The sequence below is a fragment of the Lysinibacillus sp. FSL R7-0073 genome, assembly GCF_038009065.1.
GTDB lineage: Bacteria > Bacillota > Bacilli > Bacillales_A > Planococcaceae > Lysinibacillus > Lysinibacillus fusiformis.
The window spans coordinates 209,152-226,712 of the sequence record NZ_JBBPAS010000001.1 but is presented as its reverse complement, the minus strand read 5'-3'; the positions used below and the strand labels follow the sequence as shown (position 1 = coordinate 226,712).

General features: G+C 36.0%; 11 protein-coding genes. 7 read left to right on the top strand and 4 right to left on the bottom strand.

Features of this window, described 5'->3' with window-relative positions; all coding sequences use genetic code 11:
• The first annotated feature begins 257 nt into the window (after window positions 1–257).
• Complete coding sequence (locus MKY88_RS01095; protein WP_193834117.1) at window positions 258–1,550, top strand: hypothetical protein; 1,293 nt, start codon at window positions 258–260, stop codon at window positions 1,548–1,550.
• A 159-nt stretch (window positions 1,551–1,709) separates the two neighbouring features.
• Here MKY88_RS01095 and MKY88_RS01090 read toward each other — a convergent pair whose 3' ends face one another.
• The gene (locus MKY88_RS01090; RefSeq protein ID WP_193834118.1) at window positions 1,710–2,654 is read right to left on the bottom strand and encodes an ABC transporter substrate-binding protein; all 945 of its coding nucleotides are present in this window, start codon (window positions 2,652–2,654) and stop codon (window positions 1,710–1,712) included.
• 101 nt (window positions 2,655–2,755) lie between these two features.
• Window positions 2,756–4,321 carry an ABC transporter substrate-binding protein gene (locus MKY88_RS01085; protein ID WP_193834119.1) on the bottom strand — a complete coding sequence of 522 codons (1,566 nt, stop codon included), beginning with the start codon at window positions 4,319–4,321 and terminating at the stop codon, window positions 2,756–2,758.
• Between the two features lie 99 nt (window positions 4,322–4,420).
• On the opposite strand from MKY88_RS01085, the gene MKY88_RS01080 reads away from it, so the two are divergent.
• The gene (locus tag MKY88_RS01080; protein ID WP_193834120.1) at window positions 4,421–5,377 is read left to right on the top strand and encodes an ABC transporter substrate-binding protein; all 957 of its coding nucleotides are present in this window, start codon (window positions 4,421–4,423) and stop codon (window positions 5,375–5,377) included.
• A gap of 621 nt (window positions 5,378–5,998) precedes the next feature.
• On the opposite strand, the gene MKY88_RS01075 is transcribed toward MKY88_RS01080, so the two are convergent.
• Window positions 5,999–6,481 carry a hypothetical protein gene (locus tag MKY88_RS01075; protein ID WP_340812850.1) on the bottom strand — a complete coding sequence of 161 codons (483 nt, stop codon included), beginning with the start codon at window positions 6,479–6,481 and terminating at the stop codon, window positions 5,999–6,001.
• A 558-nt stretch (window positions 6,482–7,039) separates the two neighbouring features.
• Here MKY88_RS01075 and MKY88_RS01070 point away from each other — a divergent pair.
• From MKY88_RS01070 to MKY88_RS01050, 5 genes are all read left to right on the top strand, one after another.
• Window positions 7,040–7,996 carry an ABC transporter substrate-binding protein gene (locus tag MKY88_RS01070; protein WP_193834122.1) on the top strand — a complete coding sequence of 319 codons (957 nt, stop codon included), beginning with the start codon at window positions 7,040–7,042 and terminating at the stop codon, window positions 7,994–7,996.
• 97 nt (window positions 7,997–8,093) lie between these two features.
• Entirely contained in the window at window positions 8,094–9,722 is a 1,629-nt protein-coding gene (locus tag MKY88_RS01065) for an ABC transporter substrate-binding protein (RefSeq protein WP_193834123.1), read from the top strand.
• 26 nt (window positions 9,723–9,748) lie between these two features.
• Complete coding sequence (locus MKY88_RS01060) at window positions 9,749–10,936, top strand: AraC family transcriptional regulator (protein ID WP_193834124.1); 1,188 nt, start codon at window positions 9,749–9,751, stop codon at window positions 10,934–10,936.
• 45 nt (window positions 10,937–10,981) lie between these two features.
• Entirely contained in the window at window positions 10,982–11,974 is a 993-nt protein-coding gene (locus MKY88_RS01055; RefSeq protein ID WP_193834125.1) for an ABC transporter substrate-binding protein, read from the top strand.
• Window positions 11,971–12,771: an alpha/beta hydrolase gene (locus tag MKY88_RS01050; protein WP_193834126.1), complete on the top strand. Its 801-nt coding sequence runs from the start codon at window positions 11,971–11,973 to the stop codon at window positions 12,769–12,771. Before MKY88_RS01055 ends, MKY88_RS01050 begins: the two co-directional genes overlap by 4 nt.
• A 419-nt stretch (window positions 12,772–13,190) precedes the next feature.
• On the opposite strand, the gene MKY88_RS01045 is transcribed toward MKY88_RS01050, so the two are convergent.
• Window positions 13,191–17,441 carry an S-layer homology domain-containing protein gene (locus MKY88_RS01045; protein ID WP_193834127.1) on the bottom strand — a complete coding sequence of 1,417 codons (4,251 nt, stop codon included), beginning with the start codon at window positions 17,439–17,441 and terminating at the stop codon, window positions 13,191–13,193.
• Between the last annotated feature and the right edge of the window lie 120 nt (window positions 17,442–17,561).

Sequence of the window (17,561 nt, the reverse complement as noted above, 5' to 3'; positions counted from 1 at the left end):
TCAATCTGTCTATTTCGAAACTCTCTGTCAGATATATTAATTTTCCTTTTATCAGTATGATTATTAAGAAGAACTAAACTTTCTTGATGTACTATTATAGGTACAGAAGTTGTATGTACTTACAAAAAAACATAACCAATCTACCTATTCAACCAAAAAATGCATAAAAAGATCCCCGGCTATGATAAAATTAATGTAACACCATATATTGGATAGATTTCCGTTTCGAATAATATAATTAGGAGGCATTTTATAGCATGAAAAATAAAAAAAAGTTAGCCCTGCTGTCTTTAGTGGCTGTCCCTTCACTCCTTTATAGTGCACCAGCTTCTGCAGCTAATGTAACTGGACAACCGAGCACGGCATACATATACAGTAGTTCTTACTACAATTCTAAAGTGTCAAATGTTGTGCAAATGATTAACAATATAAACAATACTACCTCTACCTTCCAAGTAAATTTGGAGGCAGCACTTAAGGCCTATAATGCTTTAACAGAATTGGAAAAACAGTATGTAACAAACTATTCCACATTGTCAGCACATCAACAGACAAGAATTGCTTATCGCAAGCTGGCTGCACAAATTGAGGATAAGTTAAATTCAGTAGAATCTACAGCTGTTAATTATTATCAAAATGTCATGGAAACAAGAGATTGGTATAACACCTTAAATGCAGCACAAAAATCCTTTGTTAGTGATTCTGCCAAAAAAATATTAACTTCCTATATTTCACCCAATACATCTGTTGATAAAGTAGTTAATAAAATTCAACTAATTAATTCATCTCGTCTTACTTTTCATAAAGATGTAGCGGATGCTCGAGCAGAGCTGAATGCCTTACGTAGGTTTTCAAATATCTCTTTACCTGTGGGCATTGAACAGCTTTTACTTGATGCTGAACAGCTAGTATTGAAGGATAAGGCTTCGGCCAAGGAAGTAGAAGATGCAATTGCCGCTTTATCACCCAAAACGTCTACTGCCCAGGATGTACAAGAAGTCAAAACCGCTTTTGAAGGTTTAACACCTGTACAGCAGCAACTCGTGCCAAATGTTTGGACTTTAGTTGATTTTGTTCAAGGAAAATATACACTTCCTACAAAAGATAACGTCCCTAAAACACCTGTACTATCAGATAAAGCTGCTGTACCAGGTAAAACAACAGCTATGACAAAAAACAAAAATATTTATACAGCAAAAATAAATGTTGCTGATTCAGAGATTGATACGGAACGCTTTATTTTAACAACAAAAAATAAAATGACAATTATCATTCCACCACTTTACACATTAGTTAATGAAGATGAAGGTGTAATCGACATTCAAGTAACAAAAAGGGGAAATCGCATTACTCTTCAGGCTACATTAAATAAAAAGCAAATTACTTTCGATGCGAACATGGAGATTATTATTGAAGGTTTATCAGCAAACTCATCGATCAACCACTTAAATGACTTTGGCAAGCAAGTACCAGCCGACTTTATCGTTAGCGGTAACCGTCACATTATCCAAACAACAACACCTGGGACATTCCAAATTATTAGAAATTAAACGTTTTAAAGCACTAAAGAGACCAATTTCAAAGGTTTCTTTAGTGCTTTCTTAGTGTGCTCTATAAACAGATTTTGGGGCAAGCATCTTCACTAGGAAAGATACTTCTTTAGTTCTTTATTGTGGCTGCTAAACTAAATTATCAATCACCATTTTCTACTATTTTTTATTCGTTAGCCAATTTGTTAATTCCTCAACTTGCGCCAAGACCGCTGTTGGGTCATAATACCATGAACGTTCCTCAGGCCAAACATAAAGATGGTCATTTTTCACAGCAGGTAAATTTCCCCATATCGGATCTTTCTTAAAATCTTCAACCGTTCTATCATTCGAAGTCAAAATAATGTAGTCTCCTGCGTAATCTGCCAATACTTCTTCAGAAATTTCCGCCCACTGCTTTTCCATAATTTCATCTGCCTTTTTAGCAGGTAGCTTTCGACCAAGTGACTGATAGATTGGCTGTCCTCCCCGACCGAAGTTATCACCATAAACATAAATAGATTTACCTGCATCCTCAATAATAGAAAAGCTTGCATCCTCTGGGATAATCGCATCTACCTGTGCTTTAGCATCAGCAATCTTCTGATCATATTGGAAGAGCCAATCCTTTGCTTCTTGCTCTTTTCCAAGTAACTCACCGAAATATGTAAGCTCCTCATGCGCATTTTTCAATTCCCCGTATGGGATAACTACAGTTGGAGCAATTTTACTTAAAGCATCATAGTTTTCTCCATTGCCAGTAATAATCAAATCAGGTTTGAGTCCTAAAATCCTCTCAATGGACGGTTTCCCATAAACACCGATATCCTCTACATCCTCTAATGCATCCTTAACATAATAATTTTCAAGAGCCAAACCAGGAGCTCCTATGGGCTTCACATCTAAAACAAGTAGACTTGCGATATATTCCTCTGCTACAATACGCTTCGGATTAGTCGGAATAACAATATCACCTTTTATAGTCTGAACCGTTTTTGTCTCTGCTTCTTTCGCATCTTGCTCTCCAGTTGGATTAACTGCCTTTTCCTCTTGGCCGCAAGCTGTTAACATAAGCATTATGAGCAGAAACAATAGTCCTACAATCTTTCTATTTTGTTTAAACAATTTTTTCCCTCCATACACAACAATTGATAACCATTCTCAATAATTGTAGAAGAATGCCAAATAACTGTCTATGCATGAAAGTGATTTATTGCCATGTTATTTTATGATGTCAGTACTTCCATCAATTTTTGTAATTGAACTGCTGTAGATAATGGATCATACCCATAAAATGTTTCATACTGGTTCATAAAATACACCTGTTTCTTTTGGACAGCCGCCAGCGACTTCCATTTTTCAGAGTGTAATACTGCTAAGAGACTCTCTTTTCCTGAATCTTTTGTTGGAAGTGCCGTAACAAAAATATAATCAGCTGGAAAATGTACGATTTCTTCAATATTTACTGTTAAATATCCTGTCTTTTCTATATTATGTGCGACAATTTCGTCCGGCCGACTAAACCCTAAATCCTCGTAAAGTATATGGCTTCCCCTCCCATGACTACTATTTAGACAATAAGCTGCATGACTACCTATTTCCCAAACAATAGCAGTACCCCTTGCCCCAAATCGTCGATCAAGAAGCTGGTTACAGTGAACTATCTGTTCATCATATTGTCGAAGCCAATGATTGTACACTTCTCGTCTATCTACTAAATTTGCAATTAGCCCAAATTGTTCGCGCCAACTTAATTGTCTACAGGATAGCTCAAAAACAGGGCCTATTGACAGTAAAGCCTGTTTTTCCATGCTACCACTATAGTTAATAACGACATCAGGACAAGCAGCAATTATTTCCTGATAATTCGAAGCAATATCTTGCTCATATCCCGTAAGTTTCTGCGAGGATGGAACAGACTTAATATTTTCTAAAAATGGAGAGTACACCCCCAACACTGGGGTAACCCCTAGGGCCAGTAAGCAGGCAGTATGATTGGCATTCAGTACAATAAGGCGTTTAGATTTTTGATAATAAACTGTAGGCGATACACCGACAATTTCTTTAAATTTCCGACTTAAATAGGTCCCCTCTCTGTATCCTACTACTTGGGCTAAATCATCTAATTTTGGCATCCCTAATAATAGTTTTTTCTGAGATTCCCTTATCCTTAATAATGTTAAATACTCGCTATACGTATATCCAGTGTGCTTATGAAACGTACGAGAAAAATGTTCGGGACTTACCTGCGCTTTTTCAGCCATTTCCTCTCTTGTTAAGTCTTCATTGAAATGTAGATTCATATAATCAAGTACCCTATCAATCCACAAACCTTCTTGTTCTTTGTTAGTACGTAAATGGTTGTACAGTTCTTCTAACATTTCACCAAATAGTTTTTGTAAACTAAACGGATTACTTTCAACTGTAATCTTCGCTTCTCTTTCTATCTCCTTGACTAAATTCATGAGACGATATGTGCAATGTACCATTAAAGTGGTATCTTGTAATAAATTAACTATATTCGGGCCATATGCACGGTAAATAATGACAACCCCTATACATTCATTTGCTTTAAGTAGTTGAAAATCGTCTCCATCATCCACAAACATAACAGAATTTGAGCTAAGCTGAAGCTGTCGACCTTGGAGCGTATAGATGGCATGACCCTCATAAACGACAATGATAAATGGGTATGCCAAATGCCCTCTCTTATCGCATAATAGTTCTTCTAATCTCATAATTTGAATAGGTTGATAAAAAAATTGGCACAGTAACTCATTATCTTTGTACATTCTAGTTCTATCTCCTAATCTCTCAATTGATATTGATTATCATTTTCATTATAATGGAATAGAATATTAGAAATCAATTGCATTGGGAGGATTATAGCTTTGACAAACTTTTTAAAAAAGAATTCCTTATTCACAGGTATTCTTATTTTTTCGATGCTCTTAGCTGCATGTGGAAATCAATCAGTTCCATCAGCAGATAAGGCTAACGTTGATCACTCAAATCGTGTATTAACAGATTCATTAGGTAATGAAGTAACAGTCTCCGAAAGTCCCCAGCGTATTATTGCACCCTACCTAGAAGATCACCTCATCGCTTTAGGCATTAAGCCAGTAGCACAATGGTCAGTAAAAGGTGGGACATCTATTCAAGACTACCTTCAGGAATCGTTAAAGGACATTCCAACAATTGAGTTTGACCTTCCCTTTGAAGCAGTTACAAGCTTTAATCCAGATTTAATTGTAATCGGTTCATCAGAAATCGCAGAAGGGGAAAAATACGAGCAATATAGGAAAATTGCGCCTACATATGTAATGGGAGCAGAAGATAATAATTGGCGTAACAAGCTTCTGAAAGTGGGAGAAATTTTTAATCAAGTAGATAAAGCAAAGGAAGTCCTTACAGATTATGATCAATTTGCTAAAGATGCAAAGGAGGATATTCACAATAAAGTGAGGAACCCTTCCGCCACTGTCATCTGGAATATTAACAATACAATTTATATGGTAAGCGATACAGCTTCGAGTGGTATTGTTCTGTATGAGGATCTTGGGCTAAAAACTCCTAGCCTAGTGAAAGAAATATCCGCCTCTGCTGCTGGTGATTGGTCACAAGTATCTTTAGAAAAATTCGTACAAATAGATGCAGACTATCTCTTTGTTATTAACAGTGATCGTGCAGGCAGTTCTACATTACTAAGTGATCCTCTCCTAGCAAATATACCCGCCATAAAAAATGGCCACGTTTATGAATTTGACCAAAGCTCAAGCTGGTTATATTCTGGGGCCATTGCCAATCGCCAAATCATTGAAAATGCGTTAGATAGTATCGCTAAGTAGAAATACATTTAGCAGCCTTAAACTGCCCCCAAACATTAGACAAGTTCTACAATTTGGGAGGCAGTTTTTCTATGGGTACATTACTGCTAAGGAAAAAATTATTAGTTGTTTTCGCTATTGAGGAGCAATTAAGCCAAAAAAAGTGTGACATATATTACATTACTTTATGATTACTTTATTTATTACCTGTTACAGATTGATTAATTGAAAATTCATTACGTATACAATTGAAGCAGTGCCTGTACTCCTTACAAAAATGAGGACTCAAAGTATGTCTCGTAAAACAACTGTTAAATAACTAAAATTAAAATTTTAAAAGTCAAAAAAAAATGTTAAAATAATATAAATAATAAAATTGGGAAATGAGGAAAATTATGGACAATAAACATAAATTATTAGGACTTTCATGTATGATAATTCCTATATTATCCGCAATATACATTCTGTTAAATAGCAGTATTTTAATACCAAAAGGTTATGATCTTGCAATTGATGGATATGTAATATCCAGAAATTTAATGGTTATTTTTTTACTATATTCACTTTCAAAATTAGGATACTTCTTCTCTACAAAATTGAAACAAGACTAACTATATTAGCTAGTCTTGTTTTAATTAATTGTTACTTAGCATTTATTAATTTAAATTCTCCATATTGTGGAACCTTAACAGTATAACTATTACTTTTCAGTACTTTTCCAGTTACTAAATCATAATACTCTCTAGTACCCGTTTCCACTTTATAATATACTCTATATCCCATATAAACGGTTTTATTAGGGTCAGCATTCAATGTATATCCTATCGAGCTAGTGATAGATTTTGAAGTTGATATTCCTAGTCCATCTATTGCTCCAGATACATCTGTTCCAAAAGTGACACTTTTGGTTGCTGTAATAGAACCGCCTCCTTTGCCTGTCGTTATATTATCAGAAGCTCTTTTATAGCCCGACCATTCATTGAATGTTTTTACATTTACCTTTCGATATCGGAAATCATTAACGAAATAAGGTGTAACCTCTTCTGAATCTACTACTATTTCTTCTGGATTAACTACCTCTTCTAAATCTACTACTTCTTCTGCTGCTGCTGTCTGCGAATCCATTGTAAATGCAACGGTAACTATAGATAATAAAATCATAAATGGTAATATTAATTTTTTAACATAAAATAACCTACTATGTAAATTTTTGTATGTTTTTTATAATAATATATTTTTTCCAAATAAGGAAGTGTAACTTTATATCTTATCCAAAAAAGTTTTATACCTTATACAAATTTCCGTTACATTTCATCTGTAAAAGTCAGTAACAATTCACCTTTTGTCGTTACTGCCTTGTTTATTCAAAATTTTTTACATCGCTGATTATACTAATTAAACTGCTAAATGTTCATGAAACACATTATTTCAACATAAAGGGATGATTGTTACTCTCCGCCAACTTTAATCATTTTAGCTCTATTTTCCCTTCCCCATATGCTCAAAAAAATTTTCATATGTTTAAAAATGCTCATGGTTCTTTAAAGTCTCGAGGGCTCAGCCCACATCAATCAGATTTTTGGATAAACCTCAATGACATATATTTAGTTTGTCCATTGTTCTAAGATAAGGTTTAATTTATGCTAACGTATGATAATGATTATCAATTACGGAGGAAAAGATATGAAAAAATTAAATCGACATATGCTCATTTGTAGCCTCTTACTACTGGTTGGAGTCCTATTGGCTGCTTGTGGTTCTAACAATGAAGAGACTAATCAAAAAGAGACAGCAACGGCAGAACCGACAACACGTATTTATAAGGATTATTTAGGTCATGAGGTAGAAATCCCTGTGAATCCTGAGAGAGTAGTTTATCATGGCGAAGGATACGGGGATGTGCTTGCATTAAATATCAAAACAGTTGGTGCAGGATTCTCCTGGATTACTGATTATGCTTGGGAAGATCGTGTAAAAGATGTGGAGGACGTTGGTTTTCCGATTAATGTAGAGCAAACATTGTCATTAAAGCCAGACCTTATTATTATTGGTACTGCTGATGATAAAACATATGCACAGCTTTCTAAAATTGCTCCAACTATAGTGTTTGATACGTTCGCACCTTTGAATCAACGTTTAACGGAACTGGGCGATATACTTAATAAAAAAGAAGAAGCCGCTCAATGGATAGCTGATTATACAGAAAAAGCGGATAAAATGTGGGAGTCGCTTGTGGCTGATGGGACGGTTAAACCAGATGAAACTGCATCTGTATTAACATACTACCCAGGTGATCGATTATTTGTAATGGCACGTGCAGGGCTTTCTCAAGTTTTATACGATTCAAATGTTCTTAAGCCTGGTGATAAGATTCAGAAAATACTTGATGATGGCACAGGCTTTGCTGAAATTTCTACAGAGCTTCTTCCTGAATATGCTGGCGATCGAATTTTCATCCTAACACCAGTAGATGATGAAGCAAAACAATCGACAAAAGAAATGATGGATAGTTTAATTTGGAAAAACCTACCTGCTGTAAAAAATGGGCATGTTTACACAATTGATATTCAGAAAAGTGATAGCGATGCCTCAACTAGAGAATGGTTATTAACAGAATTACCTACTATGTTAAAAAAATAGATATAAAGAGACATTTCATCTTTGTTGAAATGTCTCTTTACTTTTTATACAATAAAGTTAATTGATAATCATTTTCATTTAGCAAGGACGTGAATAAATGGAAGACAATCATTCTTTTAGACATAATTTATTATTTCATTTAGAAGATATTGACTGTATTTCACAGAGCTACCCTTTTATTTGCCCATCACACCATACCATGATACTTTTTACGGATGGCTGTGGGACATTAACAATAGATGACATTCCCTATTTGGTGACCAAAGGAAAGATTTTTCTTATACAACCTCATTCCATGATCGATTTATCGGATCTAATAAATGAATTCTGCTTCTATAAAATAACCTTTACGGCTTTCCAGCTACAACAGGAGCTCCCTTCTCCTTATCTAAGACCTATTTTTTCTGATGAAGTGGAGCATACCGTTTATCCGAATACACGATTTATCCGTCTTACACAAGATCTGTATCAATTAAAGACCCAATCGGATTATTTTAAACAGCAAGGTATTTTATATGAACTATTAAATTTATTATTTGAACATCAGCTTCATAGAAATGTCCAATTAACTATGACGAAGGCAGTCGAGGAAACGATCAATTATGTACATAAATATTATCAACAGCCTTTAACCGTTAAGATGCTAGCTGAACTGACTCATATAGCCCAATGGCAATATAGTACAATCTTTCAATCTTTAACGGGGAAGAAGCCGCTAGATTATATTACAGAATTACGTCTTACAAACGCAAAGGAATTATTATTACAAACTAATGAGCCATTAAAGGATATTGCACAACAAGTTGGATTTGATGATGAATATTATTTTAATCGCCGCTTCCGACAGGTGATCGGTATTCCGCCAAAACAGTTTGCCCGACAATATAGGCAACGAACGGTTGTAAAAGATTGGACAGGACATGAAGTCACGATCCCATCGGCCCCTCACCGAATTATTTATCACGGAGAAACGTTTGGGGATATGCTGATCTTTGATGTTCAACCAATAGGCGGTGACAAGAAGTCTATTAGTAAATCCTTTTATAAAAACCATGTTCCTTATATTCAAGATGTTGCCTTTCCCATTAATCTTGAAAAATCTTCAAAGCTAAACCCAGATTTAATTATCTTTACAAATAATGATGAGCAGCAATATCAAGCACTATCATCAATTGCTCCAACTATTACCTTAAATTCTTGGGATTCTTTAGAGGAACGCATCCTTCTATTAGGACAATGGCTTAGCCAACAACAACGTGCAGAAGATTGGCTAGCCCGCTATAAAGTCCAAGAAAAAACGATGTGGCAAAAGCTCCAATCAGTCGTAGACCCAGGTGAAACAGCAACGGTCTTGACCTTTGATCATGGTAAACGCCTTTATGTCATGGGCTGTACAGGTCTATCTCCTGCTCTTTTTCATCCAGATGGATTTCAGCCTCACCAGCAAGTAAAAAAATTGCTTCGAGCAGGCAATGGATATAAAGAAATACCAATAGATCACTTACCAAAGTATGTTGGTGATCGAATTTTCCTGCTTTTATCGGATAAACCCGACTCGCAAATGGCCACGATGAAATTAATGAATAGCGATATTTGGAAGGATCTCAAGGCTGTACAGAACAACCACGTATATTTAGTAGATGCAACAAAGTGGAATTATAACGATGCCTTTACGAGAGAAAAATTACTTGGCGCTTTACCGAGATTATTAATTACTGCAAAGTAATATAAATTCAAGGGGTGACATTTTACATGAAAACAGAAAGTATGACAAATCGAATGACGACGCAAATATCATTAAAGGATATACGTGATTATATTGCTAAAAATCATCATCAGCCTCTCACGATTGAGCATCTCGCAATCATTTCTGGTCTTAGTTCTAGCTACTTTGGAGAGGCATTTAAAAGGGCATTTGGGATAAGTGCCACAGATTATTTAACAGAGCTGCGTATTGGACATGCCAAACAATTATTGCGTGATACCGACCTATTACTGCGTGAAATTGCTAGAGAAGTTGGCTACAGTGACGAATTTTATTTTAGCCGTAAATTTAAAAAGGAGGTGGGGGTTTCACCCTCCGCTTTTAGTAAATTAGCGCGCCAGCGTATTTCTACCTTTTCAGTGTCCACTATCGGAAACTTACTAGCTCTTGGCATCATTCCCGTTGCGGCTCCACTCAATGCTAAATGGAGTCCTTATTATTACAATCATTATCAGGACAAAATCCAAGTGCATGTGAATATATTTGATGCAGAATCAGAGGATAATTTTAGAAAATTAGCCTCCGCTAAGCCTGATATTCATATTTTTCAAGAAGAGCCCTCTCTTTCCATGCTTGATTGGCTTCAAACATTTGGCATTAAAAGTGTTTATATTGAAGCTAAGGATTGGCGAACACAACTAAGAGAAATAGCCGTTGCTGTCAAAAGGCAAAGCGTGTGTGAGTATTTCATACAGTCCTACGAACAAAAGGTATTAGAGGCTAAGCAAGAAATTAAACGAGTGACCAAGGAAGATAGTTTTGCCGTTCTACGATTATGTGGCGATCAATTATTTTTATATTGCAATAAAGGGATTCAGGATGTCCTATTTACAGATTTGCAGCTCTGCCCTATTGATGGGCAACAGCAAACATGTAACGAGCTAATTACGCTTGATCAGCTAGTAAATATAAACCCAGATCGTTTACTTTTTATCGTATGTCCAGATTCTCAGACTCGAAATTATTGGCTTACTTTACAATACCTTGATCGTTGGAAAGAGCTCCAGGCTGTAAAAAATGGACATGTCTATGTTTTGCCATCAAATCCTTGGTTTGAATACTCTGCTATTGCGATAAATCGAATGCTAGATGAAATGTTGCTCATGTTAACCGGAAAAAATCCAAACTCTTTTCCTGTCCACGTCCATGGTATCGTATCTGATAGTGAATTATAATTCCATTTGAGAATGATTATCAACGGAAGGAGACATTGAACTACAATGAAACACAATGGTCGTAAGCAAACGATTATAAAATCTGTCTATATTCTTGCCACTTTACTGCTAGCTATTGGATTACTTTCTGCCTGCAATGCCCAATCAAGCAATAACGAAAAAAAGGTAGAAGCACAGGTAAACTCAAACAATAGTAAGGAGCAAAGAGCTTACCCATTAACCATAAAGGATGAGGCTGGCAATGAAGTAACATTACCAGCTAAGCCCACTAAAATATTCGCACCTGTTTTGGAGGATTCCTTACTAGCTCTTGGTATTAAGCCTACTATGCAATGGTCGAATGGTGTTAAACCGCAGCTCTATTTACAGGATCAGCTACAAGGCATACCAGAAATTAGCTTTGCAAGCGGCCCCCCATCTCCTGAAACGATTATGGCAGATAAGCCAGACTTAATTGTTTTGCATAATTCGTTTTATATTGAAAATGGCACATATGAAAAATACGCAAAAATTGCACCAACCTATGTATTCAAAAATGCAGCAACTGATATAGAAGGTTCAATTAAAGTGTTAGGGCAATTACTAGACGAGCCCGATAAAGCACAGCAAGCTATACAGATTTATCAAGAAAAGGTGGATGTAGCAAAATCAAAGCTGGCTTCCAAAACGGAAGGCAAAAAAGTAGCGTTAATTCGCTTTAACGCCAAAGGGATGTTTTTCATGACAGATGAATATTTCAGTGGGTATGTATTAACACACGAATTAGGGTTCGAGCAAAGTAGCTACGTGAAAAATGGTGCGTTTGAAGTATCTATGGAAATTCTACCTGAGCTAGATGCCGATTATATTTTCCTGATCAATGATGGAAATCTTGGAAATCCATTTATCAATGAACTGAAGGACAGTACTATCTGGCAAAGTACAGACGCCTTCAAGAGTAATCAGGTATTTGAAACATCTGGAGATTATTGGCTAAATGGTGGTATTCATGCACAGGGGAAAGTGATAGACGATGTATTGGAGTTTCTAGCGCCATGACAACAATGACAAAAAAACCATATTTATCAGAAACCTATTTTGAATATGCCATGACATCCCACAACCAATTAGACTATCGAATATTAATTGCTAACCCAACAGATGCACCACCGGCAGATGGTTATGGTGTTATATATGCATTAGATGGGGATGCCGTTTTTCCAACTCTTGCAGAGGCGGTAAAATTACAAACGCGCAAACCAAAAGGCTATGAGCCCATTCTTGTTATTGGTATTGGCTATCCCTCTAAGGAACCTTTTGATATGGAACGACGCTGCAATGATTTTACCCTCCCAGTTAGTGAAGGGAAGCTGCCACCACGTCCAGATGGAACCCCTTGGCCTCCAAACGGCAGAGCCAATGAGTTTCTAGACTTTATTGAACATGAACTAATGCCTACTGTAGAAAAGGAATGGCCCATCAACAAAAAGAAACAAGCGGTTGTTGGACATTCCTTAGGCGGTCTTTTCACACTTTACGCTTTATGTGCAAGACCTCATTTATTCAGTCACGTTATAGCTGGCAGTCCCTCTGTTTGGTGGGCTGATAATGCGGTACTAAAAGTAATAGACCAATTTTTTGAAGATTGGAACGGTCAACATGCTATTAATCTCTTACTCACAATCGGTGCTAACGAGTTACCAGATATGCTAGAGGGAGCTGATTTAGCTGCTGAACGAATGAAGCGATTAAGTGTTAAAAACATTCATACTCATTATGTGAAGTTCGATGAAGAGGACCATGTGAGCGTTCTACCTTGCATGCTTGGTCGTCTGCCAAGTTTTTTAGATTCTTAGTTGAAATAGAAAAGCCAAAGTGCATTTATGCAACTTTGGCTTTTTGTATTATCCTCAATAAAGCGAACTTTATTGTTTTTCACTCCAGGTAAAGAGTTCCACAATGAGTCTTGTTGTAATTCATCAAATGCCTTTTGAGCCTCTTTATCCCCAGAAATTAATTCAAATAATCAATCACCCAAAAGTGTTTCTTCACCAATTTCAATATATGGTCCACTATTTGGCTATAGTATTTGTGCCTTCCCACATAGAAATTCCGCTTGATACCACAGGTGTATACGGTAATTGTCACATTCATAACGGTATAACTTTTCCTGTCTATTTTATTTACTTCTACCACTATTGGATAAAATTTAATATTCACTTTTATAATCAAAAAAACACTAACTATTAGAATTCATAGCTAGTGTTCTTATATTCTACGGTGTTCTAGGTTGAATTAATACAAAGTTTGGAGCCGTTGGAGCTGTTGACTCTTTTGCATAAACTATATTTCCGTATTTATCTTTAGTAAATAGATATATTTTTTGATCTTTCTGGAATACGTTTGTAGAATTTGGATTATTGCTTGTTTGTATTGCTGTAAATGTCTTAGCAGAACTTGCATCTGAAGGTTTTGTTATTTGTCCCTTACCATAAGATATTATTGCACCACCAGGAATATCTGTATAATTACTATTATCAGCTCTAACTATAATATCCCTAATATTATCTAATGTTAGTTCATAGCCATCCGCAAGAACTGCATAATAGTAATGCTGATCCCATGTAATATCGGCATTCAAGTTTGCAACTACCTGAACCTTCTTAGAGATGTTAGGATTACTTGGGAATTCTGTATCAGGTAACAATGTCGCTGAAGTAATTGTATTAACTTTTGTTGGATATTGATACTGTGCTTTTGGCTTGCTAAATGTCCAGTCACCTTTATCTTTAACGGAAACATCTACAGTCATATCGAAGCTTTGTGTAACTTCATTAGCAAATGTAATTATCATTTTACGTGGCTTCCATCCATCAATTTCATCTACTTTATCCTGCCATTTCCATGAAGCATAAGTAGGAGTAATTGCACTACCTGTTTCAGGATTCACTAATTGAAAGTTTGAATCTGTTAATTCAACTGCCTCAGAGAAAGTCACTTCAAATGTCTTACCATCCAACTGTCTTACGATTGGATCTTCTACCTTTGGTGGTGTACCATCAGAGAAGAATTTATATGCCATTATCCCTGTATTATTTAAACTTGGTGTCAAACTAAATGTTTTATTTTGCTTTTCATCATGAGTATAGATTATTGACTCTGTACCTACTTGAAGCATTGTTGCATTCTTATATCTATCCTGTACTGCAACATATAGCTCATAGTTCTGATGAGGATCTAAGGTAAAGCTAATTTCATTTGTATCCTTTCGCATAGAACTAGCTCTTCCTCTTTCAATAACCTCCTCAGCACTAGTTGGTACTGGAACTGTTGTTTCACCAGCTTTTCTAAGAATATAGTAATACGTACCAGCTTCATCAGACATAAATTTAAAGGTAGCTTTTTTATCACCTTCAGCTATTTTAATAGAGGTATTTTCAATCTTTGGCGCAGTTCTATCATCAATAACATGTTTAGTTTGTATATCTGAAACATTTCCTGAACGATCACGCAAGACCATATAAATAGAATAGCTCTTAAATGGATCTAATGGTGGGAATGTATTTGGTAAAGGAATTGTAACCTTTTGCTTCCCTAATTGTGCAGGTTTATTTCCACCACTTCCTACAATCGCCGCATCCTGTGTTCCAACTTTAAATGTTGTCTCATTTAATTGGACTGCTTCAATTAACCGTAAGCGGTCATCACGTGTAAGAGTTAAATCTGACTCCATAATTAAATAATGATATGTCCCGGCTTTTGAAGCATTAAACTCTAAAAGCGTTTGATCCTTTGTATTATTAATAGCAGGCTCCCCGATAATTGTAAGTACCGGTAGTTCATTATCATTATGAATATATTCAGCCGTGTTCCGTGGAACAGTATTGTTTGGAATATTATTGATATTTTCAAACTCAATATCAGCCAAATCTTTGACATTTGGTGATATTGTAACAATTAGGTTATCACCATTAACAAAACCTGTTAGTGATGGGATGGTGAAAGTAAGTCTTTTCTGAGCTTTATTATAGACAACCTTTGTAGGATGAATTGGTTGCTGATCACCTTGGTTGACTATACCAGTCCCAGAAAGATCATAGTTCTCTATTTTTTCTGCAGAAACAGGATCTAATTCCTCACTAACTGTTATATAAAATTCATTTTTAATCTCATCTAGTAAAACAAGTTGACCGCCCACAACATATGGAGGAACATTATCAAGCTCACCAGTTTTAAAATCCTTTACAACAGCAGGATCTACAGAGTAGTTTCCTGAATCATCCTTCATTACGACATAAAGCTGGTAATCTGTCTCCGGATCAAGACCTGTTAAGATTCCAGTTATGCCAAGTTCACCAGCTTTTGCTTTCCCTTGATCTGTTGGGTTAGCGACGATGTCTGCCGTTGTCGGGTCAGCTGCTGTTGTTTTCTTACGTACATAGTAGTAATAATCTCCAGGCTCACTTGCTGCAAATTTGAACTCAGCTCTTGTGCCTCCGTGTAAAGGTGTAACTTGTAAAGATTTCACTACTGGCGGTGATGCATCTTTCATCTGGAATGATTGTGACACAATATCAGATGCATTTTTCGAGCCGTCTACAACCATGATGTAGATGACATATTCTTTTTTCTCACCTAGATTGGATACTTTAACGGAGTTTGTACCTTTTACAGCGGCACCACTTCCGTAAGCTACGTTCTCATTTGAAAGATGATTGACCATTTCGCGTTTATTTGGTACTTCTGCACCTTTTTCACGGACAATATAATAGTACGTACCGACTTCATCCGATGTAAAGTCTGCCTGAATTTCACTACCATTTAGTACTTTGACATTGGTAATGCTAACGGTAGGCTTTGTTTTATCATCAGGATTTTGATTCTCGTTTTCATCTTTATCGATTGGTTTGCCATCTGGATCAGTAATATTGCCGATGTTATCTTTATCATCAAGGAAATCATCGAAGATATTATTTGGCGATCCATCTTTAGGTAAGATGACCTTATCGATATACGTATAATCTCCAATATCAATCTTACCATAGGAATTTTCTACAAATAATGTGCCAATTCGACCATCGATGTATAGCTCAAGATCTGTGTAGCTATTATAGTTGATCCAATCGATATTTCCTGAACCGTAAATTGTAAGCTTTGTTTCTGTATTGAGATTTAACGTGCCAATATCGCCTTGTATTTCAAACTCTCGCACATTACCAATGATGTCTACGCGAGGTAATTTTGTATTTGTCTCAATCTTTGTGCCAGTTTGAGATACAACTAGTCTAGAAACACTACTGTTATAAAATTCAAGATGTTTTTCAACATTTTTCATTTCCTGTTTTTCTTTAGACCAGTTCACTAATGGCTTGTCTTTATCCGTATTTGGCTTTGTCCAATTTTGAAGATCATTCGTTGAATTATTATTATTAGATGAATCTTCCCCTTTATTATTATCTGGGTTGGACCAATTGATAAATGAGATATTATTACTTGCCACACGACCAAGAGCTAGTGGTTGATTATAAGTAGTTCCTAAATTCAATGGTGGGCGAACTGTTTCATTAACAAACATTGTCCCTGTCATTTTCAGATTCGAAAATTCAATATAGTTGCCATTAACTACAATCGTTGCACCTAATGAACCGTAATTACCATCAAAATCAAGGAAGCGAGAGCTTGTACCACTAGCATTTAAAGTTAATTTTGAGATGGAGCGAAGGGCTTTACTAGAAAGATCCCCCTCAATTAAGGCCCCCTTTAAAACTGGTGCATTATAGTCATTAAAAATATGTGAAAGACTTTCTGGAATTGTATAAGATTGACCATTTATATAGACTGCGTCATCATCAACATTTGTAATTTTGTAAGATGTTTCATTATTCTTCTTCTCTTGTGAACCCACTACAAATGAAGCAAATTGTCCACGCGTTACAGCATCAAAAGGAGCAAATGTAACAGGTGTTGTACCCTTTGTAATATTCAAATCGATTAAAGTTTGAATATAAATAGCATTGCTTGTTTGGCTGTTGACATCTTTGAAAATATTATTATACGTAGGAGAAACCTCTAGATGGAATCCAACTACTACTAATTTAGCCAACTCGCCTCGTGTTAGGGCTTCATTTGGCATAAACGTGCCATTTGAATAACCAGACATGATGCCTGCGTTTTGCAACGCCGCCACATATTTATAATAGACATTGCCTTTAGGCACATCTTTATAATATGGATCTTGGATATTTTTCGTATCCAATTTTAAAACGGTAGCCAGCATTTTCGCTGCCTCTCCACGAGTTACACTTGCATCTGGGCGGAAAGTATTATCCGCAAAACCACTCATCACGCCCTGTGAATATAGTTTTAAAATTTCGTTATAATTATCCGAGTATTGATCTATGTCTGTAAAGGGAGAAGTAGCCGCTGCCGCTTTTTGTGGTGAAGGCACTACAACAGCAATCCCACTTGAAGCAAATACTGTTGCTATCAAGGCTTTATTAACTTTTTGGATTTTAGATTTATCCATTCCACTCTTCCTTTCACTTATGTATTTTGATACGTACAAATATCATTTTCATCATACCCTTTATATCGACCAAGAGCAGGCGAATCTTCATAGATAAATGTAAAATAGTCCAGTAAATTT

Coding starts and splice junctions, on each gene's coding strand:
- MKY88_RS01060 (WP_193834124.1), top strand. CDS start 9,749: ATGAAAACAGAAAGTATGACAAATCGAATGACGACGCAAATATCATTA.
- MKY88_RS01085 (WP_193834119.1), bottom strand. CDS start 4,321: ATGTACAAAGATAATGAGTTACTGTGCCAATTTTTTTATCAACCTATT.
- MKY88_RS01045 (WP_193834127.1), bottom strand. CDS start 17,441: ATGGATAAATCTAAAATCCAAAAAGTTAATAAAGCCTTGATAGCAACA.
- MKY88_RS01055 (WP_193834125.1), top strand. CDS start 10,982: ATGAAACACAATGGTCGTAAGCAAACGATTATAAAATCTGTCTATATT.
- MKY88_RS01095 (WP_193834117.1), top strand. CDS start 258: ATGAAAAATAAAAAAAAGTTAGCCCTGCTGTCTTTAGTGGCTGTCCCT.
- MKY88_RS01075 (WP_340812850.1), bottom strand. CDS start 6,481: ATGGATTCGCAGACAGCAGCAGCAGAAGAAGTAGTAGATTTAGAAGAG.
- MKY88_RS01070 (WP_193834122.1), top strand. CDS start 7,040: ATGAAAAAATTAAATCGACATATGCTCATTTGTAGCCTCTTACTACTG.
- MKY88_RS01065 (WP_193834123.1), top strand. CDS start 8,094: ATGGAAGACAATCATTCTTTTAGACATAATTTATTATTTCATTTAGAA.
- MKY88_RS01050 (WP_193834126.1), top strand. CDS start 11,971: ATGACAACAATGACAAAAAAACCATATTTATCAGAAACCTATTTTGAA.